Origin of the sequence: Actinophytocola sp., from assembly GCF_035712165.1 — a bacterium.
Taxonomy (GTDB): Bacteria; Actinomycetota; Actinomycetes; order Mycobacteriales; family Pseudonocardiaceae; genus DASYTH01.
This window is the reverse complement of the sequence record NZ_DASTBH010000570.1, coordinates 35,529-61,229: the sequence shown is the minus strand read 5'-3', so window position 1 is coordinate 61,229 and position 25,701 is coordinate 35,529. Positions and strand designations below refer to the sequence as shown.

Sequence of the window (25,701 nt, the reverse complement as noted above, 5' to 3'; positions counted from 1 at the left end):
CGAGGCGGCGGTGCTGGACCGGCTGGAGCACGGGTCGCTGCGCGTGGCCCTGGCCACGCTGACCCAGCGGCAGCGGCACGTGCTGGTCCTGCGCTACTGGCTCGACCTGGACCACGTGGAGATCGCCGACACGCTCGGCATCGCGGTCGGCACCGTCAAGGCGACCATCCACCACGCGCTGGCGCGGCTGCGCCGGGAGTGGCCGGACGAGGAGCGAACTGTGAGTCCCGTGCGAGGCGGTGGACCGCGATGACCGAGTCCGAGGACCGCCTCCGGGCGGGGCTTGCCGAGCTGGCCGAGCGGGTACCGCCCAGCGAGGATGCCTGGGCCGAGCACCGCCGCCGGCTGACCGCCCGCCCCCAGCCCGATCGCCGGCCGGTGCTCGCCGTCGCGTCCGTCGCGGTGGTCGTCGCCGCCCTGCTGATCGGGTCCGTCCTGGCCCGGTCGAACCGGACCGCGGAGTCGGGGCAGTCCAGCCCGGCGACCGCGAGCGCCAACCCGTCCGGGTTCGGCGCGCCGGTGTATCCCGATGCTTCGGTGGATCGCGGCCCGTTCGACCTCGGCGTGTTCACCGTCGGCAACACGCACTGGCGGGCCAGCACGTTCGTGGATCTGAGCCGCGAACTGCCCCGGGTGTGTGTGGTGATCGCCCCGATCAACTCGGCGGCTCCCACCCCGAACGACCCGCCCGCGCCCCCGCCGGACTGTGCCCCGCTGCGCGGTGGCGGAAAACTGGAGTCCCGGGCGGTTCGGGCCGCCACCGTCCCGGTGATCGGGCCGATGCCCGGAAAGTTGCTGTTCCTCACCGTGCCGCAGGTCGCCACGCTGGACGTGTGCGCGGGCGACGGCACGCCGGCCGCGGTCACCGAACTCGCCCGGACCGACGCGCTGGTGCTCTACGTGGCCGACTTCCCCGCCGGCTACGAGGGTTTCTGCTTCACCGCCAAGGACAGTGCCGGCGAAGTGGTGAGCGCCGGAATCACCTAGTCGGTTCCGAGCAATTCGTCGGGTATTCACCTGGTCGCCTTGTGTGGCTCGGCACCGGCTCCTAGCGTCGGGACGCGGATTCCCGATCTTTTCCGGAGGCACAGGTGTCCCCCAACGAGCCCGGCCGGTTGCTGCCACTGCTGCCCACCCACCCGTTCGGCCGTCAGCCGATGACCTGCCAGTACCGGTGCGGCAACGCCTGCGCCCACGAGGCGCCCAACACCTCGGACAACACCTACTTCGGCGATGTGGTCAGTGCCATCGTCAGCCGGCGCGGCGTGCTCAAGGCGGGCGCGGTGCTCGCGGTCGCCGGAGCCGGGGTGAGCGCCCTGGCCGGACCGGCCGCCGCGGAGCCGGCCCGGAGCGGCCACCGCCCGCGCGGCGTCAACTTCACCCCGGTGCCGCCCAACCGGGAGGACCGGGTGGTGATCCCGGACGGCTACCGGCAGAACATCGTGATCCGGTGGGGCGACCCGGTGCTGCCGGGCGCCCCGGCGTTCGACTTCGCCAACCAGAGCGCGGCCGCGCAGGCCAGGCAGTTCGGCTTCAACAACGACTTCTGCGAGCTCACCCCGCTCTCACCCGGCCGCCATCTCATGGTGAACAACCACGAGTACGTCACCGAGCCGATGCTGTTCGCCGGCTACGACCCGGCCAACCCGACCGAGGAGCAGGTGCGGATCTCCTGGGCGGCGCACGGAATGTCGGTCGTGGTGGTCGAGCAGCAGCGCTCCGGCGAGCTGCGCGCGGTCGTCGACCGCCGGTACAACCGGCGGATCACCCTGCACAGCCCGTTCACCGTGCGCGGCCCGGCCGCAGGCTCGGCGCTGCTGCGCACCACCGCCGACCCCGCCGGGACCACCGTGCTGGGCACGATGAACAACTGCGCCGGCAGCCTCACCCCGTGGGGCACCATGCTCTCCGGCGAGGAGAACATCAACCAGTACTTCGCCAACGCCGGTCAGGTGGCCGACCCGGTGACCCGGGCCCGGCTGGCGAGGTACGGCTTCCCCACCGGCGCGAGCGAACGCAAGTGGGAGCGGTTCGACCGGCGCTGGGATCTGGCCCAGGAACCCAACGAGGCCAACCGGTTCGGCTGGATCGTCGAGGTCGACCCGTACGCGCCGGACGAGCCGCCGGTCAAGCACACCGCCCTCGGCCGGTTCAAGCACGAGGGCGCCGCCGTCCAGGTGGCCAGGGACGGCCGGGTCGTGGCCTACCTGGGCGACGACGAGCGGTTCGACTACATGTACAAGTTCGTCTCCGACGAGCGGATGCGGCACGGGAACAGCCGGCGCGACCGGGAGCACAACAAGCGGCTGCTCGACTCCGGCACGCTCTACGTCGCGCGGTTCACCGGGGACAGCCCGCCCGCCGAGATCAACGGCACCGGCACGTTGCCCTCCGACGGGGAGTTCGACGGCAGCGGCGAGTGGATCCCCTTGGCGCACAACGACACCTCGTTCGTGCCGGGTTTCACCGCCGAAGAGGTGTACGTCTACGCCAGGCTGGCCGCGGACGCCGTCGGCGCCACCAAGATGGACCGCCCGGAGGACGTGCAGCCCAACCCGCACAACGGCCGGATCTACGCGGCACTGACCAACAACACCAACCGCGGCGCGTCGCCGACCCAGCCGCCGGCCGACGAGGCCAACCCGCGCAACGTCAACCGGCACGGACACGTGCTGGAGATCGAGGAGCGGCGCGGCGACCACACCGGCACCCGGTTCGCCTGGCGGCTGCTGCTGGTCTGCGGGGACCCGAACGCGCCGGACACCTACTTCGGCGGCTTCGACAAGACCCAGGTGAGCCCGATCTCCTGTCCGGACAACGTGGCCTTCGACAGCTACGGCAACCTCTGGGTGTCCACCGACGGCAACGCGCTGGGCGCCAACGACGGGCTGTTCGCGGTGCCGTTGGCCGGGCGGGAACGCGGGCACGTCAAGCAGTTCCTCACCGTCCCGCCCGCCGCGGAGACCTGCGGGCCGGTGGTGCGGGACCGGTTCGTGCTGGTGTCGGTGCAGCATCCGGGTGAGGGCGGCACGATCGCGGCGCCCACCTCACACTGGCCGGACGGCGGCACGAACCAGCCGAGACCCGCCGTCGTCGCGGTGTTCAAGCCGGGCCGGTACGGCCCCGGTCTGATCGGCGAGTAGGTAGGTCAGGCCTTGATCAGGCGGCGGGTCACCGCGCCCGCCGCCCGCTGCACCTCGGCGCGGTCCACCCGGGTCGGCTCGCCGGCCTCGACGACCCGCTCGCCGGCCACCCAGACGTCGCGGACCCGCCGGGATCCGGTGGCCCAGACCAGGTTGGCCAGCAGGTGCTCGTCCGGCACGTCCAGGCCGGCGGAGAAGGCCGGATCGTCCACGTCGACGTGCACCAGGTCGGCCCACCGGCCCGGCTCCAGCGCGCCGATGTCGTCGCGGCCCAACGCCTCGGCGCCGCCGCGGGTGGCCAGCAGCAGCACGTCGGCCGCGCCGAGCGCACTGGAGTCCATGGTGGACAGCCGGGCGAGCATGGCCGCCAGCCGCATGTCCTCCCACAGGTCGAGGTCGTCGTTGCTGGCCGGACCGTCGGTGCCCAGTCCGATGTGGACACCGGCGGCGCGCAGGTCGCGCAGCCGGGCGATGCCCGAGGCCAGCTTCGCGTTGGAGCCGGGGCAGTGCGCCACCGCCACCCCGGCCGCGGCGAAGGTGGCGATGTCGGCGTCGGACAGGTGCACCGCGTGCGCGGCCAGCACCCGGCCGCCGAGCAGGCCGAGCTGCTCGAGCATGGCCGGCACCGACCCGTACCGCTCGCGCTGGGTGGCGTCCTCGCCTGCCGACTCGGCCACGTGGATGTGCACCAGGGCGCCGCGTGCCCGGGCCGCCTCACCGACCCTGGTCAGGGCGTGCGGCGGCAGCGTGTAGGCCGAGTGCGGCCCGTACCCGACCTCGATCCGCTCACCCGGCCCGCTGCGCAGCCCGTCCGCGTCGATCCAGGCGTCCACCCCGGCGAGCATCGCCTCCCAGTCCCAGCCCGGCGCGTCGATGATCCCCATGGTGGCCACCAGCCGGGCGCCGGAGGCCAGCACCGCCCCGGCCAGCTCCTCGCCGTGGAAGTACATCTCGGTGCTCGTGGTGACCCCGGCGCGCAGCATCTCCACCGATCCGAGCAGCATCCCGGCCCCGATGTCGGCCGGCCTCAGCCGGGCCTCGGCCGGCCAGATCACCTCGTGCAGCCAGCGCAGCAGCGGCAGGTCACCGCCCATCCCGCGGAGCACCGTCATCGGGCTGTGCGCGTGCGCGTTCACCAGGCCCGGCAACAGGATCCCGGAGCAGTCCAGGACGGTGGCCGGGCTCTCCGGCGCCGCCGCGGCCGGCCCGACGTAGCCGATCCGGCCCCGCTCGTCGATGTCCAGCACGGCGTCACGCAGCACCGAACACTCCGGATCGCAGGGCAGCACGACCGGTGCCCGCAGACGGTAAGACATTTCCGCCTCCCCGGATTTCAATGCGGTCGTCGCGTTCCGGCGAACGGTACCGATTTCGGGCGGATTGTGGCTGGGCGCCGTCACGGTCCCCTGAGGTGCGGTTGGTCGGGCACGGGACTTTCCCACAACCTCTGCGGGGCAGGCCCTAACCGAGGCGCTCGAACTCGAGGTCGTGGCTTGGCCGGCCGGCGGTGTTGGCGCGGTCCTCGAACTTGGTGACACTGCGCCATTCCGGGCGCGGGGCGTAGTCCGGGTGCGGGTTGCGCAGGGCCGGTTCGGCCTGGCAGACCTCCAGCATCTGCTCGGCGTAGGGCGCCCAGTCGGTAGCCAGCCGCAACCGGCCGCCCGGGCGCAGCCGGTCGGCCACCAGGGCCACGAAGCCGGGCTGGACCAGCCGGCGCTTGTGGTGCTTGGTCTTCGGCCACGGGTCGGGGAAGAAGATGCGCACCTCGGTCAGCGAGCCCGGGGCCAGGTGTTCGGCCAGCAGCACCACGGCGTCGCCACGGACCAGGCGCAGGTTGTCGATCCCGCCGGCCTCGGCGCGCATCATGAGCTGCGCGAGGCCGGGCTGGTAGACCTCGACGGCCAGGTAGTTGACCTCCGGCTCGGCGGCGGCCAGCCGGGCGGTGGTCTCCCCCATGCCCGATCCGATCTCCAGCACCAGCGGCGCGGACCGGCCGAACCAGGCGTCGGTGTCCAGCGGGCCGGGCGGCAGTTCGGCGAGGTCGCGGCCCATCCGCTCCCAGTTCCGCTGCCACGCCCGGGCCTGCCCGGAGGTCATTCGCCGCCCACGGTGGACGAAACTCACGACGGTCCGTTGGCTCACCCGCGGAATGTTAGGCGGGCGGCAGCGACTCCAGCCGGGCGAGGTTCGCCCGGAGGTCGGCCAGACCCTGCACCGGGATCGGGCTCGGCGGGGAGCCGGCGTGCGCCGGGATCACGTCCAGCCAGCCGCCATGCCGGTGGGTCAGGGTCAGCGTGGTCGGCACCCCGGGCACGGTCAGGGCGCGTTCCGAGGGCATGTACTCCCAGAAGCCGGAGTCGCCCTCGGCCGCCCACGGGACGAACACCCACCCCGGACGGGTGGCCAGCATCTTGGCCACCCGGTCCTCGACCGAGAAGCCGTCGGTGCGCGACCGGATGTCCCCGGCGGCCAGGGCACGCAGCCACCAGGGCGCCGGCAGGTGCGGGTCGAACTCGCGGGCGGACAGGTAGAAGTTGAGCACCTGCTGTTCAGGCGCCCGGTGCAGCCAGGCGCCCCGGGCCTCGGCCGGGCTCTTCGCCCGCTCGCTGCCCCACTGCTCGATGGCCTGCGACCATTCGAGCGCGATCGTGGGTTCGACCCGCAGCTCCTCGCCGCTGCTGTAGGTGTCGCCCGTCAGGGCGAGGTCCCGGGACGAGCTGGCGTCAACCACCGGCAAAATTCAGCTCCCACACACCGTTCGCTGACCGTCACCATCCGATATGACCGGGTTCCGCGCACCCCTGTCCCCGTGGTGTGGTCAGGATCACAACAGCTTAACGTAGCTTTTACCCGTGGGTCTGCTGTACAAAACACGGCCCCAAAGAATCGTGGTGAACGACACGAACCCGGGCCACCCCCCGTCGGTGGCCCGGGTCCGTCCCCCGGCAGCGGTCCCCAACCGCCGTCTCTAGGCGTCGCGCCTGTTGGTCACGAACAACGCGGTCAGCAGGCAGGCCAGCGCGATTCCGGCGAAGTAGGCCAGCGCCCACCACGGGGTCAGCACCGATTCGGACGGCGGCGGGCCCTCCTCGATCGGCCGGTTGGTCAGGTCCGGGTTGCCGGTCAGGAACCGGTTGGCGACGTAGAACGGCATCCACTTCTGGATGTCGTCACCGACCTTCGGGATCAGCGCGACCAGGCTCTCCACCAGCATGACCCAGATCAGCAGCAGCGAGATGGCGCCGGCGGAGTGCCGGATCAGCGTCCCGACCGCCACCGCGATCACCGCGGAGACCGCGTAGACCAGGCTCACGCCGGCCACCGTCCGCCACTCGAAGGCGGTGTTCAGCGCCAGGTCCGCGTTCGGCTGAACCAGCTTGGAGATGGCCAGCGAGCCGAACGCGGCGGCCAGCCCGATCAGCCCGGAGACCAGCGCCACCACGGCGGTCTTGGCCACCAGCACGGCACTGCGGTTCGGGATGGCCTGGAAGGTGGCCCGGATCGTGGAGAACCGGTACTCCGTGGTGATCGCGAGCGTGGCCATCACCATCACCACGACCAGCCCGAAGTTGTAGCCGAACTGGGTGCTGGCGACGGTCACCGGGCTCTCCGAGTCGACGCCGGCGATCAGCGCGGCGAATCCGACGGTGAGCCCGAGGGCGAGCAGCGTGCACCACAGCGGCGAGCGCGTGGTGAACAGCTTGATTCGTTCGACGGCGAGCAGAGTCATCGGGTCACATCCCCACTGGTGACGAGTTCGGACGGGGTGGCGTCCAGGCCGGCGTGGTACTCGACCGAGTCGCCGGTCAGCTGGATGAACGCCTCCTCGAGCGAGCCGCGCTGCGGGCTGAGCTCGTGCAGCACGGCGCCGTTGGCCGCGGCCAGCTCGCCGATCTGCGCACTGTCCATTCCGGACACGACCAGGCTCTCGCCCTCGTCCCGGACCTGCACGCCCTCCCGGCCGAGCACCGTGCGCAGAGCGGCCAGTTGCGGGCTGCGCACCAGCACCGTGCTCTCGGTCGCGTGCGCGACGAAATCCTCGGTGCTGCTCTGCGAGATCAGCTTGCCCCGGCCGATCACGACCAGCTCCTGCGCGGTGAGCGCCATCTCGGAGAGCAGGTGGCTGGAGACGAACACCGTGCGGCCCTCGTCGGCCAGCCGGTGCATGAACCGGCGGATCCACAGGATGCCCTCCGGGTCCAGGCCGTTGACCGGCTCGTCGAACAGCAGCACCTGCGGGTCGCCGAGCAGCGCCGCGGCGATGCCCAGCCGCTGCGACATGCCGAGCGAGAACCCGCCGGCGCGCCGGCCGGCCACATCGCTCAGGCCGACCAGGTCGAGCACCTCGTCCACCCGCCGGGCGGGCAGGCCGTTGGACCGGGCCAGCCAGCGCAGGTGCGCGCGGGCGGAGCGGTTGGGGTGCACCCACTTGGCGTCGAGCAGCGCGCCGACCATCCGCAGTGGCTCGTGCAGGTCCCGGTAGCGCTTGCCGTCGATGCGGACCTCGCCCGCGGTGGGCGCGTCCAGCCCCAGGATCATCCGCATGGTGGTCGACTTGCCGGCGCCGTTCGGCCCGAGGAACCCGGTCACGCGTCCGGATGCGACGGTGAACGACAGATCGTCGACGGCCACCGTCCGTCCGTATCGTTTGGTGAGGCCTACTGCCTCGATCATGGCTTCTTCCCCTCTGGTGAGCTGACGTGTTCACATGCTGTCGCCGCGCCGGGTCTGCGCACGTCGGCCTGAGGTCGACAGTTGAGATCAGCTTGTAGACGTAGGGTCCATCAGCCTGAGGTCGAATGCGATCAGTGAGGACCCTGAGGCGACCCTGAAAAACCGACCCAGGGGTATGGGGGATCAGGAGTCGCCGGGACGGACCAGACCGGTCTCGTAGGCCAGTACGACGGCCTGCACCCGGTCCCGCAGCTCCAGTTTGGACAGCACCCGGCCGACGTGCGTCTTGACCGTCGCCTCGGACAGGAAGAGCTTGCGGGCGATCTCGGTGTTGGACAGTCCCTGGGCGATCAGCAGCAGGACCTCACGCTCCCGCTCGGTGAGCGCGTCGAGCATGGTCGCGTCGCGCAGCTGCCCGCCGGCCGACCCGAGGAACCGGTCCAGCAACCGGCGGGTGACGCTGGGTGAGACCACCGCGTCGCCGCTGGCGACCGAGCGCAGCGCGGACACCAGATGGTCCGGCGGGGTGTCCTTGAGCAGGAAGCCGCTGGCTCCGTTGCGCAACGCCGACAGGGCGTACTCGTCGAGGTCGAAGGTGGTCATCACGAGCACCCGGGACAGGCTCCGCTCGGTGATCAGCCGGGTGGCCTCGACCCCGTCCAGCACCGGCATGCGCACGTCCATCAGCACCACGTCCGGGCGCACGGTCTCGACCAGCGCCACCGCGTCGCGGCCGTTGCCGGCCTCGCCGACGACCTCCATGTCCGGCTGCGCGCCGAGCACCATCCGGAACCCGACCCGCATCAGCTCCTGATCGTCGACCAGCACCACCCTGATCACGTCCGCCCCCGTCACGTCGTCACCGTAGCCGTCAGCCCGCTTCGAACGGCAACACCGCGCGGACCCGCCAGCCGCCTGCCGGGTTCGGCCCGGCCTCCAGCGAGCCGCCGAACACGTGCGCCCGCTCGCGCATGCCGATCAGGCCGTTGCCGCCGGAGAGCCCGGCCAGGGCCCGGCTGCTGGCCACCCCGTTGTCGCACACGTCCAGCTCCACCCGGTCCGGCCCGCGGTGCACCGCGACGATGGCCGAGGCGCCGGGGCCGGCGTGCTTGAGTGAGTTGGTCAACGCCTCCTGCACGATCCGGTACAGGCCGAGGCCCACGCCGGCCGGCAGGTCGTCGATCGCCCCGACCAGTTCGAGCCGGACCGGCAGGCCGACCGCCCGGACCCGGTCGGCGAGCTCGGACAGCGACTGCGCGCCCGGTTGCGGGGTGCGCTCCTGCCGGGTCTCGTCGCTGCGCAGCACCCCGAGCAGCCGGCGCAGTTCGGTGAGCGCCTCCCGGCCGGTCGTCGCGATCGTCTTCACGGCCCGCTCGGCGACCTCCGGCGCGGTGCGCACCGAGTACGCGGCGCCGTCGGCCTGCACCACGATCACGCTCACCGCGTGCGCGACCACATCGTGCAGCTCGCGGGCGATCCGGGCGCGTTCGTCGGCGACGGCGATCCGGGCCTGCTGGTCCCGCTCGGTCTCCAGCAGGTGCAGCCGGGCCTCGACCTCGGCCTGGTACGCCCGGCGGGCCCCGACGAACTCGCCGAGCAGCCAGCAGAACGCGAAGCAGACCGCGCCGAGCACCACGGTGAACACCAGCATCGTGGTGGAGTCGGTCTGCAGCGGTATCCAGACGCCGCCGAACACCAGGTTGGCGATCAGGTAGAGCAGCGCCGGGCGGCGGCCGACGTAGGCGAGCAGCGTGTAGAGCGCGATGCAGACCGTGGCGAGGCTGGCCACGCCCAGCTCGAAGACGGCGTGCGGGGTGCCCAGGACCAGCAGCAGGTAGGCGGCGAGCACCGGCCGCCTGCGGCGCAGCACCAGCGGCAGCACGGTGATCACGATGAGCGGAACCGCCACCCACGGGTCGATCTCACTGGTGCCCGACACGACCCTGGCGACGTAGATCAGCAGGTCGAACAGCGCAAACCCGATGGCGAGCATGCTGTCGCCGACCATCGGGTGCGCCTTCAGCCACAGACTCAACCGCCGCACCTGATCAGCGTAGGCACGCCCGGCTCGGCGCACGTCGTCCTGCGGGGTGAGCCGGGATCCGCCCAGGTGTTGACTCCCGGCCCGCTACCGGTCGACGTGGCCGAGGCCGCCACCGCGTACGCGGTGACGGCCCGGGCGGCCGGCGCGGACGTGCGCCAGGCCGTGGCCGCGGTGATCGCGGCGTACGAGCACGGCTACGTGGTCGGGTAGGGGTTCTGCTGCTCCTCGATCGGCGGGCTGACCGCCGGGTGCCGGTTGGGGTACTCGTCGACCACCGGGGCGGTGGTCACGCCCGGCATGGCGGGGGTCACGCCCGGCACGATCCCGTTGGGTGGGGTGGGGGCGCCGCCGGTGAGCAGCTCGTCCTCCAGATGTTCGCCCCGGAGCCGGTCCCGCAGGTGCGACAGGATCGAGATCGTCGCGGCGTGCGCGGCGGCCAGCACCAGCAGCACCACGCCGAGCTTGACCACGACGTTCTGCACGGCGTTGCCGGTGTCGATGTCGATCGTGGAGATCAACGCGAGCACACCGAGCACGATCAGCACGAACAGCATGGTGACCAGCTGCACCATCGACCGCGCGCCTCTCGGGTCTCGGTACGCCTCGTCCAGGTAGGCCCGGCCGCTGCGGTACACGATCGCCGCGTCCAGCCCGACGAGGACCACACCGATGATCAGGAACATCACGTAGCTGTTGGTGTCCACGCGCCCACCACCGTCCCTTCCGAGGTAACCCGGCACCGGGGTACCCGTCGCGCTACGTGGGAAAACCACTACCGGTCCAATGAAAGGGCAGGGCATGGCACGATTTGGAGCGTGACCACGGCGACCGAGCAGCAGCACGTGGCCGGGCCGTTGTCCGCCGCGGTCGCCCACCTCTGCCACCGGCTGCAGCCGCAGGTCTCCGCGCGCACGGCGGCCGGCTTCCGGGAGGTGTTGCGCCGGCTGTCCGCGCCGCTCCAGGTCGCCGTCGCCGGACGGATCAAATCGGGCAAGTCGACGCTGGTGAACGCGCTGATCGGGCGCCGGGTGGCGCCGACGGACGTGGGCGAGTGCACCCGGCTGGTCACCCGGTTCCAGTACGGCACCGTCGACCGGGTCGAGGTGGTGTTCCACGACGGGCGCAAGCAGGTGCTGCCGTTCGACTCCGGCGGGGTGATTCCCAGTGACCTCGAGGTCGACTTCGAGGCGGTCTCGCACCTGGAGGCCTACCTGACCAACGCGGTGCTGCGCGACCTCACCGTCATCGACACCCCGGGCCTCGGCTCCCTGGACGCCGCCTCGGTGCGCCGTACCGAGCAGTTGCTCGGCGCGGCCCGGCACCGCAAGGACGAGGAGCCGGACGAAGCCGAGGACGGCGCCGGCACCGACGAGCTGGACCACACCTCGCGCAGCGCGGTGGCCGGCGCCGAGGCCGTGCTGTACGTGGTCACCCAGGGCGTGCGCGCCGACGACCAGCAGGCGCTGGCCGCGTTCACCGCGGCGACGGCCAGCCGGGAAGCCGGTCCGGTGAACGCGATCGCGGTGCTGAACAAGGCGGACACCATCGCACCCGAGTCGGTGTCCGGTTCGGACGGTGACGTCTGGCGGGCCGCCACCCTGCTGGCCGAGCGCCAGGCCCAGACCCTCAAGCCGCGGGTGGCCGACGTCATCCCGGTGATCGGCCTGCTGGCCGAGTCCGCCGAGTCCGGCGGGTTCACCTCGGCCGACGCCGACGCGCTGCGCCAACTGTCCCAACTGGACGATGCCACCTGGGAGACCATGCTGCTCTCGGCCGACATCTTCACCACCTGGGAATGTGAGGTGCCGACCGGTACCCGGGTGCGGCTGCTGGAGAAGCTGGACCTCTACGGCGTGCGCACGGCGGTCGAGGCGCTGCGGGCCGAGCCGGAGCTGACCGCGGGCGCGTTGCGCCGCCGGCTGCTGGACGCCTCCGGCCTCGCCGGGGTGCGCAACCGGCTGGACGCGGTGTTCCGGGCCCGGGCCGACGGGATCAAGGCGGCCGCCGCGCTGGCCTCGGTGACCGCGCTCGCCCACGCCTCCGGCGATCCGGGCGAGCGGCAGCGCGTGCACGACGCCATCGAGGTGCTGCTGGCCAAGCCCGAGGCGCACCAGCTGCGGCTGCTGGAGGCGTTGACCCTGGTCACCTCCGGTGCGGTGGCGATGCCGGAGGATCTCGCCGAGGAGGTGCTCCGGGTGGGCAGCCATGCCGACATCGGCGACCAGCTGGGCATGTCCGGCCGGCCGCAGCGGGAGCTGGCTGCGTTCGCACTGGAGCGGGCCGGGTGGTGGCGTTCGTTCGCCTCGTTCGGCGCGACACCTGCGCAAAGTCGCGTGGCGCACGTGGTGCACCGCGCATACTTCCTGATCTGGCAGCAGCTTCGGGCAGAGTGAGAGAGCGGGGGTGAGCCTGGATGCCTTCCTGGTTCAAGCGGGGCAAGCCGGACGACGACCCGGCCGAGTCCACCATCGAGGTGAAGGCGAGCGTGATCGCCGACGCGGTGCGGGCCGGCGCGGAGCAGCCGGGCGGCGGGATCGCCGCCGATGGTGTGATCGCCGGCGCGGACCTGGACCCGGGCGCCCGGGCCGCGGCGCCGAACGGGCGGGACGGCGCGGCCGAGGCGGCGGCCGGCCGGGCGCTCGCGGAGCGGAAGTCGTTGGTGCAGTTATGCATGTACGCGCTGGACCGGGCGCGCAGCTCCGGGGTGGCCGAGCGGATCGAGGAGGGCCTCGCTGCGGTCGGGGTGACCGCGCTGCGGCCGGACGGTCAGCGGTTCGACCCGGCCCAGCACGAGGCCGGCGGCACCGTGGCCACCGAGGACGAGGCGCTCAACGGAGTGGTCGCCGAGACCGAGGTGGTCGGGTTCAGCGACCGGGGTGAGGTGCTGCGCGCGCCGGTCGTGACGGTCTACAACCGGACGGCTCCATGACCACGGCTCCGGCCGCCGCCCAGGCCTCGCTGCCCAAGCAGGTGGCGCAGGCCCGGGAGAAGCTGCTCACGCTGATCCGGGACGCCGACCCGGACTCGGCCCGCTGGGTCGAGGAGATCCGGGCCCGGCGGCGGAAGAACCCGGCGGCGGTCGTGGTGGGGGAAACCAACCGCGGGAAGAGCTCGCTGGTCAACGCCTTGATCGGGCACCCGGGGCTGTCCCCGGTCGATGCCGAGGTGGCCACCGCGACGTACCTGGTGTTCGGCCACGCGCCGCAGTGGGAGGCCCGCGCCTGCTACCCGGGCCAGTTGGCGCCGGTTCCGATCGACCTGGCCGAGCTGATCAGCTGGGTGTCCGCCGCGCACGACCTGCCGGCCGGTGAGCTGCCGCCGCGCTACGTCGAGGTGGACGGCCCGGTGGAACTGCTCAGCAAGCTGTCCATAGTGGACACTCCGGGTGTCGGCGGGCTGGACTCGATCCATGGCGAGCTGGCCCGGGAGGCGGCCGCCTCGGCCACCGCGCTGCTGTTCGTGGTCGACGCGTCCGCCCCGTTCACCGTGGGTGAGCTGAACTTCCTCGCCGGCGTAGGCGAACGGGTGGAGACGGTGCTGTTCGCGCTGTCCAAAGTGGACCAGTACCGGGGCTGGCGGCAGGTGCTCGAGGCCGACCAGGCACTGCTCGCCGAGCACGCCCCCCGGTTCGCCGGCGCCCGGTTCCATCCGGTGTCGGCGCGGATGTGGGAGCTGGCCGGCAAGGCGCCCAACCCGGACGCCGCCGCGATGCTGCGCGAGCAGTCCGGGGTCGGGGCGCTGCGCACCGCGATGCAGGACCTGCTGGTCGGCCGGTCGATCATGCTGTCCGAGGCGAACACCCTGCGCGCGCTGTCCACCACGCTGGGTGCGCTGCGGGTCCGGCTGGAGGCCGAGCGGCGCGCGCTGTCCACCGGCGAGGCCGAGGCGGAGACGCTGCGGGCCCGCAAGGACGAGCTCACCGCCGACCGCCGGTCGTCCACCAAGGGCTGGCAGGTCCGGCTGCGCAGCGAGGTGCAGCGCACCCGGGTGGAGAACAACCACGAGATCAGCCGGCAGATGCGGGACGTGCAGTCGTGGTTTCGGCAGGCGATCGACGCGGCCGACAAGGACCGGTTGCGCGAACTGCCCGCCCAGGTGGACACGGCGCTGCAGATGGTGTCCGCGCGGCTCAGCGCGAGCGTGAGCCACCGGCTCAACCAGGTGACCGAGACGGTGCTCGGCGAGCTGTTCCAGGCCGATGAGCTGGACGTGATCCGGGCGCAGTTCGCTCGGGCCGGCTCCTCGCCGATCGTGCTGCGGCCGGCCGACAAGCGACCGCCGACCGCCGAGGACAAGCTGCTGGTGTTCATGGGGGTCAGCGGCGGGTTCGGCGCCGGGAAGATGGCGCTGCTGCCGCTGGCCGGCGCGATGGCCGCGCCGATCCTGCTGGTGCCGACGATCGTGATCGGCCTGGGCGCCGGGTGGTGGATCGCCAAGACCCGCAAGCACACCGCCGACAAGCAGCACATGAAGCAGTGGCTGACCGAGTCGATCGCGGACGCCCGGTCCACTTTGGACCAGCTGGTGGCCGAGCAGCTGATCGAGGCCGAGTCGCAGCTGTCGCTGGCCCTCGACGAGGCGCTCGGCCGGCGCATCGCCGGCATCGAGGAGGAGCTGCGCGAGGTGGACAAGGCGCTACGACTTGACACGAACGAGCGCTCCAAGCAGCTGGCTGTGGTAAACAAGCGGCTGACCGAGGTCGGCTCCGGCCGGGATCGCGCCGAGCAGCTGCTCGCCAGCATCCGGTCGGTGCGCGACCGGGTTTGATGTCTCGGGAACCGGACCGAACAGCGCGCAGTCATACCAGCCGACATCAGCCACAGATTGGGGGTTGACCCGTGTACGTCGACGAGCACGGTGACGACACCAGCACCACGCCCGAGGCCGACAGCGGCAACGACGAGCTGACCGTCGAGATGGACGGCGAGAGCTACGAGGTCGAGGAGAACGAGGACTTCGACCGGGACGGCCACAACGACACGGCCGTCGTCGAGACCGAGGACGGGTACATCGCGTTCGCCGACACCGACGGCGACGGCACCGCCGACGTCGCGGTGGAGTTCGACCAGGACGGCAACGTGGTGGCTGGCGCGGAGTACGACGAGGCGTCCGGTGAGTGGGTGGAGGAGGACGTCAAGAGCCTGCCCACGCCCAGCGGCGACGGAGCGGACGAGGGCGACTCCGGCCGGGACCGCCAGGCCTCCGACACCGACGACAAGAACGACCGGGAAACCGACGACCGGGACTCCGGCACGATCACGGTGGACACGCCCAACGGCGAGGTCACCGCGGGCGAGGCCGAGTACGACACCGACGGCGACGGCGTCAAGGACACCGCGATCGTCACCGACGACGACGGCACCACCTACGCCTTCACCGACACCGACCACGACGGCACCGCGGACACCGCCGTGGTGATCGAGGCCGACGGCGACGTGACTGTGGCCGAGAACACCGGCGGCGACGACTGGAAGGTCGTCGAGGAGGGTCACCTCAACCCGGACGGCACCTACGAGTCCGACTCCCGGCCGACCGGCGGCACGGACGCCAGCTCGGACGAGTTGTGGGCCGACGCCAAGTAATCCTCACCACATTCTCAATGCGGATCCCGGTACGCCAGGCGCGTATCGGGATCCCGTGTTATTGAGTGCTGCATCTGAGTGCTGAATCGATACCCTTATCGGTCCTGTGAGAGAGCTGACAGCCTCGACGGCGATTACCTGCGCATAGACGGGTTAGCCTCTAGCCACACCTTGCGGCAAACCCGCTCGTAAACGGGCGGGTACTTTGCCATTCGGTTAATGAGGACGCTGGAGTCCGGTCCGGACGAAGGCGTCCTTGATGACTTTTTGTGCAACGTCAGGAGACGAGGCAGATGACGGCAGTGGCAATTCCTGGTTTGGACCAGGCACCGACTACCCACTCGCGGCTGGTGTCGTGGGTGCAGGAGGTGGCCGAGCTGACGGCGCCGGACCAGGTGGTCTGGTGCGACGGCTCGGACGCCGAGTGGGAGCGCCTCACCACGAAGCTGGTCGAGGCCGGCACGTTGACCAGGTTGTCCAAGAAGCCCAACTCGTTCTGGGCCGCCTCCGACCCCAACGACGTCGCCCGCGTCGAGGAGCGCACCTTCATCTGCTCGCAGCACCCCGCCGACGCCGGTCCGACCAACAACTGGATGGACCCGGGCGAGATGAAGGCGATCATGACCGAGCTCTACCGGGGCTCGATGCGCGGTCGCACCATGTACGTGATCCCGTTCTGCATGGGCCCGCTGTCGGCCGAGCAGCCGATGCTCGGCGTGGAGATCACCGACTCCGAGTACGTCGTGATCTCCATGCACATCATGACCAGGATGGGCGACAAGGCCCTGGCGCAGTTCTTCGACGAGCGCGGCGAGGAGCGGGAGTTCGTGCCGGCCCTGCACTCGCTGGGCGCTCCGCTGGACGCCGATGAGGCCGACGTTCCCTGGCCGTGCAACGAGACCAAGTACATCACCCACTTCCCCGAGGAGCGGATGATCTGGAGCTACGGCTCCGGCTACGGCGGCAACGCGTTGCTCGGCAAGAAGTGCTACTCGCTGCGGATCGCCTCGGTGATCGGCCGCGACCAGGGCTGGCTGGCCGAGCACATGCTGATCCTGAAGCTGATCTCGCCGGAGAACAAGGTCTACTACATCGCCGCCGCGTTCCCGAGCGCATGCGGCAAGACGAACCTGGCCATGCTGGCGCCGACCATCCCGGGCTGGCGGGTGGAGACGCTCGGCGACGACATCGCCTGGATGCGGTTCGGTGAGGACGGCCGGCTCTACGCGGTCAACCCGGAGTTCGGCTTCTTCGGCGTGGCCCCCGGCACCGACTGGCACACCAACCCCAACGCGATGCGCACGATCGCCAAGGGCAACTCGCTGTTCACCAACGTCGCCCTGACCGACGACGGGGACATCTGGTGGGAGGGCATGGGTGACCCGCCCGCGCACCTGACCTCGTGGAAGAAGCAGGACTGGACGCCGGACTCGGACGAGCCCAGCTCGCACCCGAACTCGCGGTACTGCACGCCGATGGCGCAGTGCCCGATCCTGGCGCCGGAGTGGGACGACCCGAAGGGCGTGCCGATCTCGGCGATCTTCTTCGGCGGCCGCCGAGCCACCACCATCCCGCTGGTGACCGAGTCCCGGGACTGGCAGCACGGCACCTTCATGGGCGCGACGCTGTCGTCGGAGACCACGGCCGCGGCCAAGGGCAAGGTCGGCGTGGTGCGCCGGGACCCGATGGCCATGCTGCCGTTCATCGGCTACCACGCCGGGGACTACTTCCAGCACTGGATCGCGATGGGCAAGAAGGCCGACGCGGCCAAGCTGCCGAAGATCTTCTACGTGAACTGGTTCCGCCGGGGCGAGGACAAGCGCTTCCTGTGGCCGGGCTTCGGCGAGAACTCGCGGGTGCTCAAGTGGGCGATCGAGCGGATCGAGGGCAAGGCCGCGGCGACCGAGACGCCGATCGGCTGGGTGCCCTCCGCCGACGATCTGGATCTGTCCGGTCTGGACGCGTCCCGCGCGGACATCGAGGCGGCCCTGGAGGTCGACGCCGAGGAGTGGCGGGCGGAGCTGCCGCTGATCGAGGAGTGGTTCGCCAAGATCGGCGAGAAGCTGCCCACGCTGCTCAAGGATGAGCTGGACGCGCTCAAGCAACGCTTGAGCTGAGGAATGATCATGGATTGACCGGGTATCCACAGGTTGTGGACGCATCTGTGCACAGCCTGTGGAGCCGGTCGACACCTGGTCGAGACCGGCTCGAAATTTGGTTGTCCACAAGGGGAAGCAACGCGCACCCTCCTACATACGTCCCATTGGTGAAGTCGGTCACTATGGACGAAGGAGGTGTGCCATGATCGCCGGAGTGGCGATGCTCGTCTTAGCTCTGGGGGCCGTGCTGATGGTGGCTGTAGCCCCCACGGGCCGTGGCTGACCCCCCGCCTGTTCTAGGGTCCTGACCATGGGCCAGGACGTGAGCAGGTTCGGTGCGGTGACGCTGGACGAACTACCTGATGATCTACGGGACCGGATCGGCGTGATCGCCGAGAAATCCGGGTTCGTGCCCAACGTGTTTCTCGCTCTCGGGCATCGTCCCGCCGAGTTGCGCGCGTTCTGCGACTACCACGACGCGGTGATGGAGCGGGAGACCGGACTGACCAAGGCCGAGCGGGAGCTGGTCGTGGTCGCCACGTCCGGCGCCAACCACTGCACGTACTGCGTGGTGGCGCACGGGGCGATCCTGCGGGTCCGGGCCCGCGACCCGCACCTGGCCGACCGGGTGGCCACCAACCCGTGGTCGGTCGAGCTGAGCGCTCGGCAGCGCGCCATCGTCGACCTCGCTCTGACCCTCGCCGTCGATCCGGGCGCGTTCACCGCCGAGGACATCGAGGCGGCCCGGGACGCCGGCCTGACCGACGAGGAGATCTGGGACGTCGGCGCGGTCACGTCCCTGTTCGCGCTGTCCAACCGGATGGCCCACCTGATGGCCCTGGTGCCTAATGACGAGTTTTACTTGATGGGGCGCTTGCCCCGGGAATAGGTCAGGCCCGCAGCGATGCGCGCAGCCGGCCGATCGTCCGCAGGACCTCGTCGCGATGTTTCGCGGACTTCACCCAGGCCGGCAGCCGCTCCACCAGACTCAGGGTGCCCGAGATCCGGCCGCGCTCGCGTAGCCGGGCGGCGACGTAGGGTCTCGGAACCGGTGCTGACCAGCCGGAGGTGTTCGGTCCATCAGGGGCCGAACTCTAACCGCCAGGTCTGGCCGGTGACGTCGGCGCCCCAGAGGTGCTGCTTCTTCTCGGCGACGAGGCGGAAGCCGGCGTGCTGGTAGATCCGCCGGGCGGAGACCAGCACATCAACGGTGAACAGTTCCATCGCGCGGTAGCCGGCGCCGCGGGCGAAGGCGATGCACTCGGCGACCAGCCGGGCGCCGATGCCGTGGCCGCGCGCGGCCGGTTCCACCAGCAGCAGCCGGAGCTTCGCGGTGTGCTCGTCCTGACGCACACAGAAGATGCAACCCACCGGCTCGCCGTGCAGCTCGGCGATCCAGCCGGCCTCGGTCCGGGGGTCGTGGCCGGCCACGTAGTCGGCGACCACCTGGGCGGTCAGGCCCTCGAACGTGCTGTCCCAGCCGTACTCCTGGCCGTAGAGAACGCCGTGCCGGTGCACCACCCAGCCGTAGTCGCCGGCGCGCGGCGGGCGCAGCACCACCGTGTCCGGCCGGGGATCCGGGCCGAGCGTGTCCCGGATCAGGTCCATGGCCCGCACCAGCCGGCGCTGGTGTTCGTCGGTCACCCCGGCCAGCAGCGTCCGCACCTGCTCGGAGGACCGGCGGTCGAGTGCGTGAAAGACCTCCGCGCCCGCCTCGGTGAGCGTGACCAGCTGGGCCCGGGCGTCGGTGACCGACCGCTCCCGGACGACCAGCCCGGCCGTCTCGAACTTGGTCAGCAGCCGGCTGAGGTACCCGGCGTCCAGGCCGAGCACCCGGCGCAGCACCGCCACCTCGACCTGGCCGCGATCGGACAGCTCGAACAGCAGCCGGACCTCGGTGAGCGAGTACGGGGAGTCCAGCAGGCCCTCGTCCAGCACGCCGATGACCCTGGTGTACATCCGGTTGAACGCGCGGACCGCCGCCACGCGCTCGGTCGGGACCGTGGAGTTCATTGCCCACCTCAACTATTTCGTTGACTGAGGCAAAGACTATCCGGTGATCGATTCGAGCGCCAGAGCCGCCGCCCCGACCAGCCCGGCCCGCTGCCGCAGACCCGCAGGCTCGACCCGTAACGAGTGCACGAAGGACAACCCGGTGTGCCCGGCCAGGGCCGCCCGCAGCGGGTCGAACAGCAGGTCACCGGCCTGCGCGACACCTCCGCCGACCACCACGAGGTCGAGGTCGCAGACCACCGCGGTGGCGATCACCGCGAGCCCGACGGCCCGGCCGCCGCGCGCGAACGCCGCCAGCGGAATCTCGTCGCCGGCCCGGGCGGCCGCCGCCAGATGGGCCGCGTCGGCGTGGTCCGGGGCCTGCCAGCCCTGCCGCCGGGCCCAGCGCACCAGGTTCGGTCCGCTCGCGACGGTCTCCACGCACCCGTGGCCGCCGCAGGTGCACGGCCAGCCGTCCGTGGTCTCCACCACGATGTGCCCGATGTGCCCGGCGTTTCCGGTCCGGCCGCCGTAGGGCCGGCCGTCCAGCACCAGCCCGCCCCCCACGCCGGTCGAGACGACCATGCCGAGCATCGAGGCGCTACCCCGGCCGGTGCCCATCCAGTGCTCGCCCACCGCCATGCACAGGCCGTCGCCGGCCAGCGTGACCGGAAGGTCCGGCAGCACGGCCCGCACCCGGTCGCGCAGCGGGAAACCCTGCCAGCTCGGGATGTTGATCGGCCCGACCGAGCCGGCCGTCACGTCCACCGGTCCGGCCGAGGCGATCCCGACCGCCTCCACCGGCGCCGGTGCGGCGGCCAGCGCCTCGTCGATGGCCGCCCGGACCGCGCCGAAGGTGCTCTCCGGATGGTCGGTCGGGGTCGGCCGGCTGACGGCGGCCAGCACCTGCCCGGAGTCGTCCACCACCCCGGCCGCGATCTTGGTGCCGCCCACGTCGACGGCCAGCACGGTCCGTGCCACTCGTCCGCCTCTCCGCAACTCTCGACACCAGCAACCTAATGCCGGTGGGTGTTGTCAGGCTGGGCCGGGTCCCCGGGGTGCTCGTACCCCTCGGCCAGCACGACCTGCTCGGCGGTGCGGCCGTCCAGCCAGGCGGTGAAGCTGCGGCGGCGCCGGGCGGCCAGCAGTTCGGCCTCGGCGTCGGCCAGCGGCCGGGCGGTCGCCGGGCGCACGGCTTCGAGGCGGAGCACGTGCCAGCCCAGCGGGTCCCGCACCGGGCCGACCACCGCGCCCGGCGCCGCGCCGAACACCGCGTCCTCGACCGGCCCGGTCAGCTCGCCGCGGCGCAGCGTCCGCACCGGCCGGGCGGCCAGTGCGGGTTCGAGGTCCGGTCCGGTCAGCACCGCGTGCCGGACCAGCCGGCACTCCGGCCGGCCGAACCGCTCCGGGTTGTCCGCGTGATACCGGGCCACCTCGGCCTCCTCGACCCGCACCCCGGCGGTCACGGCCACGAACACCGCCCGGGCCAGCGGGTCGCGAGCCAACAGGGCGGCCGGCACGCTGCCCAGCTCGAGCAGGGCCGCCGAGTCCGCCGCGAGGGCCGCCAACTCAGGCGCGGTCTGGGCGGTGACCCCGAGCCGGGCCGCCTCCCGCCGCACCAGCCGCTCGGCCGCGATCAGCTGCACCAGCCAGCGCCGCAACTGCCGTCCCTCGCTGGTGTCCACCCTCGGTAGGGCCGCCCGGCCCGGCCCGGCCCGCAGCTCCCGCTCCCGCTCGTCCACCGTGCCCACGTCCACCGGCTCCCCGTCCACCCACGCCACCGGCGAGTCCCCCGCTCCAGCCCCGCGAGTCCCCACTTCCGGCCCGGCGAGTCGCCCACTCACGGCGCCACCTCCAGCGGGACCGCCGGCGAGTACAGCACCGTGCCGGCGCCGGCAACCCTGATCAACGCCCACCACCGGCCGGCCGGGGTCCACGGCGGCGGGGTGACGTCGAAGGCCAGCTCCGCCTCGCCGAGCGCGGGCACCTCCGCACCCACGGCCCGGGGGCCGGCCAGCTCCCAGGTCCCCCACGGGCTGATCAGCGCCGCCTCCACGGCCAGCGCGGCGTGCGCACCGGACCGGACCCGGACCGCGATCCGGCCGCGCGCCCCGGGAGCCAGCCGGACCGGTTCGGGATCGGCGGCCAGCTCCAGCAGCGGCGGGCGGTCCCCGGGGACGGTCAGCACCGCGACGTCCTCCACCACCTGACGCCAGCTGGGCGGCAGGTCCGGCCCGGCGAGCTCCAGCCGGGCCCGCACCGGATACGCCCCGGGTTCCGCGTCCTGCGGCGCCGTCACGGTCAGCTCGGTGTCCAGGTGACCCTCGGCCGGCAGGCCGAACGGCACCTCGGCCGGCTCGACCCGCCACCCGTCCGGTGCGGTCAGCCGGACGAACCCGTGCACGTCGCCGTCGGTGCGGTCGGACGCGACGGTGAGCCGGACCCGCTCGCCCGAGGTCTCCAGGTGCACCGCCACCGGAAGGCCCCCGAGCGGCGCCGGCCCCCGGTTGTGCAGCCAGTACTTGGCGTACAGCGGTTGCGCGAGCTCCGCCTCGGGCCCCAGCTCCGGACCGGCCGGGACGGTGGGCAGGCCGGCCGGGGTGGCCAGCACGGTCACCGCGTCGCAGCCCGGCACCGGCACCGCGAGGGAGTCCAGCGCCTCCCCGGGCCGCTCGAGCAGATCGGAGCGTCGCACGTCGACCAGGTCCAGCAGGGGCGAGTCGACCCGGGCGGTCACCGGCTCGCCGGTGTGCGCCACCAGCCGCAGCGCCACCCCGAGCCGCGGATCGGCCGGCGCCGCGCTGCCGTGCGTCAGCGGGTTGCCGGCCGCCTTCAGCGCCGCCAGCCGGACCCGGTCGGCCGGCCGCACCGTCAGCAGCGACCCGGACGCCGGCAGCTCGCCGGGCCCGGCTGTGGCCACGACCGGCAGCGGCGGCCGGCTGTACTCCGCGCTCGCCGCGTCGATACCGGCCGCCCGCCAGTCCCCGGAGCCGCTGACGACCGCGTAGCCGAACTCGTGCGTCCAGTGCTGCAGCTGGAAGTTCGAGCCGTCCGGGACGGTGCGCCGGGGCGGGTCGATCCACACCCCGGACGGCCAGCCGGTGCACGAGCGCAGCAGCGAGGCGTGCAGCGTGCCGCCGGAGTCCACGGCGAACCCGGGCAGCCCCCGGTTGAGCAGCGCGACGGTCCGGCCGGCGTAGGCGTCCTGGCCGGGGTCGCCGTCGCCTACCTCGATCACGTGGTCCGCCAGGTCGGCCACCACCGCCGCGACCGAGCCGGTGGGCACCACCAGCACGCCGAGCGCCCGGCTGTCCCGCAGGTCGGCGCTGGGCTGCCAGACCTCGGCCAGTGGCTTGTCCGGCGGCACCCACCGTGGCCGCCCGTCGTCCTGGACGCCGACCCGGTCCAGCACCTCGGCGGTGAACGGGTTCTCGCCCGGGCCGCAGATCGAGATCCGCACGTCCGGCAGGTTCGAGTCGACGCCGAGGTCGCCGTAGCGCGCCCCGTCCGCCGTGCTCACCGTGGCGGTCACCCCGGACCGCGCCAGCGCCACCGCCAGCTCCCGGGCCAGCGGTGCGGCCCGCTCCCGGCTCGGCACGATGATCTCGGCGACGCCGATCGGCCGCAGCGTGCCGCCGGCCAGCCGCAACGCGGCCGTGGCGGAGAGCCCGAACCAGGTGTGCGCCGGGTTGTCCAGGGTCCACGGGTGGTGCGCCGAGTTCACGTCGATCAGGCCGAACCCACGGCCCACCACCGCGTTTCCCACCTCGCTGACCGGCAGCGCCCCGGGCACCTGGGCCGGCCAGCGCACCCGCAGCAGCTGGTCCGAGCCGGTGAACTCGTCCACCGTGGTCAGGCAGTCGACCCGGCCGACCCCGTGCCACAGCGTGATCGTCTGGGTGTACCCGACCGGTCCCACGTGGCCGGTCACCACCAGCCGCTCGCCGGCCGGGCTGGTCAGCTTCGTCACCCGGGCGGCGGTGCGGGCCGAGGTGGTGACCGTGCCCCGGGGCAGCAGGTGCCACGGTCCCGCGCCGAACACCGGGTGCTGGGCGTACTCGTCGTATACCGCGAGCTCGTTGCCCAGCCGCCCGTCGGTGATCAGCTCCCGGCCGGTGGCCCGTTCGACCAGGCTGGTCACCCCGCCGCCCCGGGTCGGCTCGACGTCGACCAGGTAGGTGTCGTTGGCCGCGCTGACCCCGCCGGCCGGTGTCCAGCCCTGGTCGTCCCGGTCGGCGGCGCTCAGCCAGAACGTGCGCCAGCCCAGCGGGGGCAGGTCGTAGGCGAGGAAGGTGATCGAGTGCCCGCCGTGCTCGACCAGCGCCGGCAGCTCCGTTCCCGCCTCGTCCCGCACCGCCACCCCGGTGCCCAGCGGCTCGGCCAGCCGCACGGTCACCACGTCGGTGCGTTCGTGGGTCAGCGGGTTCCAGACCACCACCGGGGTGCCCGTCCCGGTGGTGTCCACCAGGCCGGAGAGCACTCCCAGCGCGGCGTCGCGCACCCCGGTGGCCAGGTCGTGCGCGTCCCGCCAGCCGGTGAGCAGGTCGAGGTAGACCTGGTCGGACTCGGAGCCGGTGATCCCGTCGTGGTGCGCGCCGTAGGCCAGCTGCACCCAGGCCTTGGCCAGCGCCGCGTCCGGGTAGCGCGCGCCGCCGAGCAGGCTGGCGAACACCGCGAACGGCTCGGCGGCGAGCAGCGCGGTCTCGGCCGCGCGCTGGGCCTGTTTGGTGTCGATGTAGGAGACGTCCTTGCCGGTGTAGATCGGGTTCATGTCCCGGGTCTGCGGCATCGGCGCCGCGCCGCGCTCGGCCAGCTCGGCCCGCACCGCGGCGAAGAAGTCCCGGGGCAGCGCGCAGACGAACCGCGGCCAGCGGTAGCGGGAGTTCCAGCTTCGGTGCACCTCGGTGACCCACTTGTTCGGCGGGGTGTAGTCGCCGCCGACCGGGAGCAGCACGTTGCGGGTGCTGGCCACCGGCTTGAGCCCGAGGAACAGCCGGTACGCGGCCTCCTCGGCGGCGTCGACGGTGGGCGCCGAGTCGAGCACCCAGCCCGAGCCGTAGTGGTCGACCATGTACGCGGTGAGCAGGCCTCGGCCGGACGGCGAGACCCATTCGAACTCGCTGGGGAACTGCATGCGCCGCGGGTCGCCCTTGCCGGCGGCGGTGCGTTCCATCGGCCCCCACTGATGGAACGGGCCGCGCGCCCAGGAGCTGGAGGTCAGCCCGGCGTCCGCGGCGAACCCGGGGAACGCCGGGTCGTGCCCGAACGCGTCGAGCTGCCAGGCGGTGTGCGGGTCGGCGCCGAGCACGTGCCGCTGGAAGCCCATGCCGTGCACGAAGTTGCGCACGGTGGTCTCGGGGTCGGTGAGGTTGGTGTTGGGCTCGTTGTAGGCGCCGCCCATGATCTCCACCCGGCCCTCGGCGAGCAGCCGGCGCAGCACCGCGCGGTCCTCGGGGTGGGCGTCCCAGTACGGCTTGAGGTAGTCCACCTCGGCCAGGACGAACCGGTACTCGGGCTCGGCCAGCGCGATCGCCAGGTGCGCCCGGACCAGGTCGAACCCGGCCTGCTGGCGGGCGCCGCGCGGCGAGCCGGGGAAGTCCAGCCGGTCCCAGGCGACGGTGTAGGCGGCCTGGGTGTTCCACCACACCGGGTCGTAGTGGAAGTGGTTGACCATGTGCATGGTCCAGCCGGGTTCGGCGACCACGAGCTCGAACTCGGTCTCCAGCCGTGCCCCGCCGGCGTCGAGCACGACCCGCGCCGGCAGCCGGCTGCCGGGCGCGGCGCCGTGCGTGTCCACCGGCACGTCGAGACCGAACGGGCCGTACTCGGAGAGGTGCACGGCGGCGGGCGTGGACAGGCCTGGTCCCTCGACGTGGACCCGGCCGGGCTCGCGATGCGCGGCGGTGGTCACCCGAACGATCTGCAGGAGGGCGGAGTCGTCACCGACGAACAGCTCGGTGCTCTCGGCGGACACGGCGTGCGGCATGGACCGACCTTGGTCGGTCGATCACCTCGCACACAAGCCCTTGACCGGGGCGGACAAAGAGAAACCCCGTACTGCTGCCAGGTCGGGGGTCCGCCAGCACTACGGGGTCAACCGGAACATCGTGACGCCCGGGTTTCGCGTTACACAACGAGACGATGTGCGCCACGTCACACTCGGTAGG

22 protein-coding genes are annotated in these 25,701 nt (G+C 72.2%); 10 read left to right on the top strand and 12 right to left on the bottom strand.

Annotated elements, in window-relative coordinates; all coding sequences use genetic code 11:
• The 3 genes from VFO68_RS33525 to VFO68_RS33515 form a co-directional block, all read left to right on the top strand.
• The coding region (locus tag VFO68_RS33525) for an RNA polymerase sigma factor (RefSeq protein ID WP_325162450.1) at window positions 1-253 on the top strand (253 nt) is incomplete at its 5' end.
• Window positions 250-987 (top strand): hypothetical protein, encoded by a 738-nt coding sequence (locus VFO68_RS33520; protein ID WP_325162449.1) that lies wholly within the window; start codon window positions 250-252, stop codon window positions 985-987. The genes VFO68_RS33525 and VFO68_RS33520, both read left to right, overlap by 4 nt.
• 104 nt (window positions 988-1,091) lie before the next feature.
• Complete coding sequence (locus VFO68_RS33515; protein ID WP_325162448.1) at window positions 1,092-3,143, top strand: PhoX family phosphatase; 2,052 nt, start codon at window positions 1,092-1,094, stop codon at window positions 3,141-3,143.
• 5 nt (window positions 3,144-3,148) lie between these two features.
• Here VFO68_RS33515 and VFO68_RS33510 read toward each other — a convergent pair whose 3' ends face one another.
• The 7 genes from VFO68_RS33510 to VFO68_RS33480 all read right to left on the bottom strand — a co-directional run bounded on the left by VFO68_RS33510 (window position 3,149) and on the right by VFO68_RS33480 (window position 9,861).
• Entirely contained in the window at window positions 3,149-4,459 is a 1,311-nt protein-coding gene (locus VFO68_RS33510; RefSeq protein ID WP_325162447.1) for an amidohydrolase, read from the bottom strand.
• Between the two features lie 145 nt (window positions 4,460-4,604).
• On the bottom strand, window positions 4,605-5,240 hold the full coding sequence (gene trmB / locus VFO68_RS33505) for a tRNA (guanosine(46)-N7)-methyltransferase TrmB (RefSeq protein ID WP_325162458.1): 636 nt from the start codon (window positions 5,238-5,240) through the stop codon (window positions 4,605-4,607).
• A 55-nt stretch (window positions 5,241-5,295) separates the two neighbouring features.
• Window positions 5,296-5,874: a hypothetical protein gene (locus tag VFO68_RS33500; protein ID WP_325162446.1), complete on the bottom strand. Its 579-nt coding sequence runs from the start codon at window positions 5,872-5,874 to the stop codon at window positions 5,296-5,298.
• A 237-nt stretch (window positions 5,875-6,111) separates the two neighbouring features.
• The gene (locus VFO68_RS33495) at window positions 6,112-6,873 is read right to left on the bottom strand and encodes an ABC transporter permease (protein WP_325162445.1); all 762 of its coding nucleotides are present in this window, start codon (window positions 6,871-6,873) and stop codon (window positions 6,112-6,114) included.
• Entirely contained in the window at window positions 6,870-7,817 is a 948-nt protein-coding gene (locus VFO68_RS33490; RefSeq protein ID WP_325162444.1) for an ABC transporter ATP-binding protein, read from the bottom strand. Before VFO68_RS33490 ends, VFO68_RS33495 begins: the two co-directional genes overlap by 4 nt.
• A 183-nt stretch (window positions 7,818-8,000) precedes the next feature.
• Window positions 8,001-8,657 (bottom strand): response regulator transcription factor, encoded by a 657-nt coding sequence (locus tag VFO68_RS33485; RefSeq protein ID WP_325162457.1) that lies wholly within the window; start codon window positions 8,655-8,657, stop codon window positions 8,001-8,003.
• 31 nt (window positions 8,658-8,688) lie between these two features.
• On the bottom strand, window positions 8,689-9,861 hold the full coding sequence (locus tag VFO68_RS33480) for a sensor histidine kinase (protein ID WP_422652905.1): 1,173 nt from the start codon (window positions 9,859-9,861) through the stop codon (window positions 8,689-8,691).
• Window positions 9,862-9,927: 66 nt separating this feature from the next.
• Between VFO68_RS33480 and VFO68_RS33475 the strand changes: the two genes are divergently transcribed.
• Window positions 9,928-10,071, top strand: a complete 144-nt coding sequence (locus tag VFO68_RS33475; protein ID WP_325162443.1) for a hypothetical protein — start codon at window positions 9,928-9,930, stop codon at window positions 10,069-10,071.
• Here the strand turns inward: VFO68_RS33475 and VFO68_RS33470 are convergent.
• On the bottom strand, window positions 10,056-10,565 hold the full coding sequence (locus tag VFO68_RS33470) for a hypothetical protein (RefSeq protein WP_325162442.1): 510 nt from the start codon (window positions 10,563-10,565) through the stop codon (window positions 10,056-10,058). The genes VFO68_RS33475 and VFO68_RS33470 overlap by 16 nt on opposite strands.
• 102 nt (window positions 10,566-10,667) lie before the next feature.
• Here VFO68_RS33470 and VFO68_RS33465 point away from each other — a divergent pair, with 102 nt between their 5' ends.
• From VFO68_RS33465 to VFO68_RS33440, 6 genes are all read left to right on the top strand, one after another.
• Window positions 10,668-12,254 carry a dynamin family protein gene (locus VFO68_RS33465; protein WP_325162455.1) on the top strand — a complete coding sequence of 529 codons (1,587 nt, stop codon included), beginning with the start codon at window positions 10,668-10,670 and terminating at the stop codon, window positions 12,252-12,254.
• 20 nt (window positions 12,255-12,274) lie between these two features.
• Window positions 12,275-12,790: a nucleotide exchange factor GrpE gene (grpE, locus tag VFO68_RS33460; protein ID WP_325162441.1), complete on the top strand. Its 516-nt coding sequence runs from the start codon at window positions 12,275-12,277 to the stop codon at window positions 12,788-12,790.
• Window positions 12,787-14,628: a dynamin family protein gene (locus VFO68_RS33455; protein ID WP_325162440.1), complete on the top strand. Its 1,842-nt coding sequence runs from the start codon at window positions 12,787-12,789 to the stop codon at window positions 14,626-14,628. Before grpE ends, VFO68_RS33455 begins: the two co-directional genes overlap by 4 nt.
• Window positions 14,629-14,699: 71 nt before the next feature.
• Window positions 14,700-15,443, top strand: a complete 744-nt coding sequence (locus VFO68_RS33450; protein WP_325162439.1) for a DUF6802 family protein — start codon at window positions 14,700-14,702, stop codon at window positions 15,441-15,443.
• Between the two features lie 293 nt (window positions 15,444-15,736).
• On the top strand, window positions 15,737-17,560 hold the full coding sequence (locus VFO68_RS33445) for a phosphoenolpyruvate carboxykinase (GTP) (RefSeq protein WP_325162438.1): 1,824 nt from the start codon (window positions 15,737-15,739) through the stop codon (window positions 17,558-17,560).
• Between the two features lie 292 nt (window positions 17,561-17,852).
• The gene (locus tag VFO68_RS33440; RefSeq protein ID WP_325162437.1) at window positions 17,853-18,431 is read left to right on the top strand and encodes a peroxidase-related enzyme; all 579 of its coding nucleotides are present in this window, start codon (window positions 17,853-17,855) and stop codon (window positions 18,429-18,431) included.
• A 191-nt stretch (window positions 18,432-18,622) separates the two neighbouring features.
• Here VFO68_RS33440 and VFO68_RS33435 read toward each other — a convergent pair whose 3' ends face one another.
• From VFO68_RS33435 to VFO68_RS33420, 4 genes are read right to left on the bottom strand one after another with little or no spacing between them, the layout of a single operon-like run.
• Window positions 18,623-19,555 (bottom strand): bifunctional helix-turn-helix transcriptional regulator/GNAT family N-acetyltransferase, encoded by a 933-nt coding sequence (locus VFO68_RS33435; protein ID WP_325162436.1) that lies wholly within the window; start codon window positions 19,553-19,555, stop codon window positions 18,623-18,625.
• Between the two features lie 36 nt (window positions 19,556-19,591).
• Complete coding sequence (locus VFO68_RS33430) at window positions 19,592-20,515, bottom strand: ROK family protein (RefSeq protein ID WP_325162435.1); 924 nt, start codon at window positions 20,513-20,515, stop codon at window positions 19,592-19,594.
• 35 nt (window positions 20,516-20,550) lie between these two features.
• Window positions 20,551-21,378: a peptidylprolyl isomerase gene (locus tag VFO68_RS33425; protein WP_325162434.1), complete on the bottom strand. Its 828-nt coding sequence runs from the start codon at window positions 21,376-21,378 to the stop codon at window positions 20,551-20,553.
• A complete protein-coding gene (locus tag VFO68_RS33420) occupies window positions 21,375-25,520 on the bottom strand; it encodes an NEW3 domain-containing protein (RefSeq protein ID WP_325162433.1) in 4,146 nt (1,381 codons plus the stop codon). Before VFO68_RS33420 ends, VFO68_RS33425 begins: the two co-directional genes overlap by 4 nt.
• Window positions 25,521-25,701 lie beyond the last annotated feature (181 nt).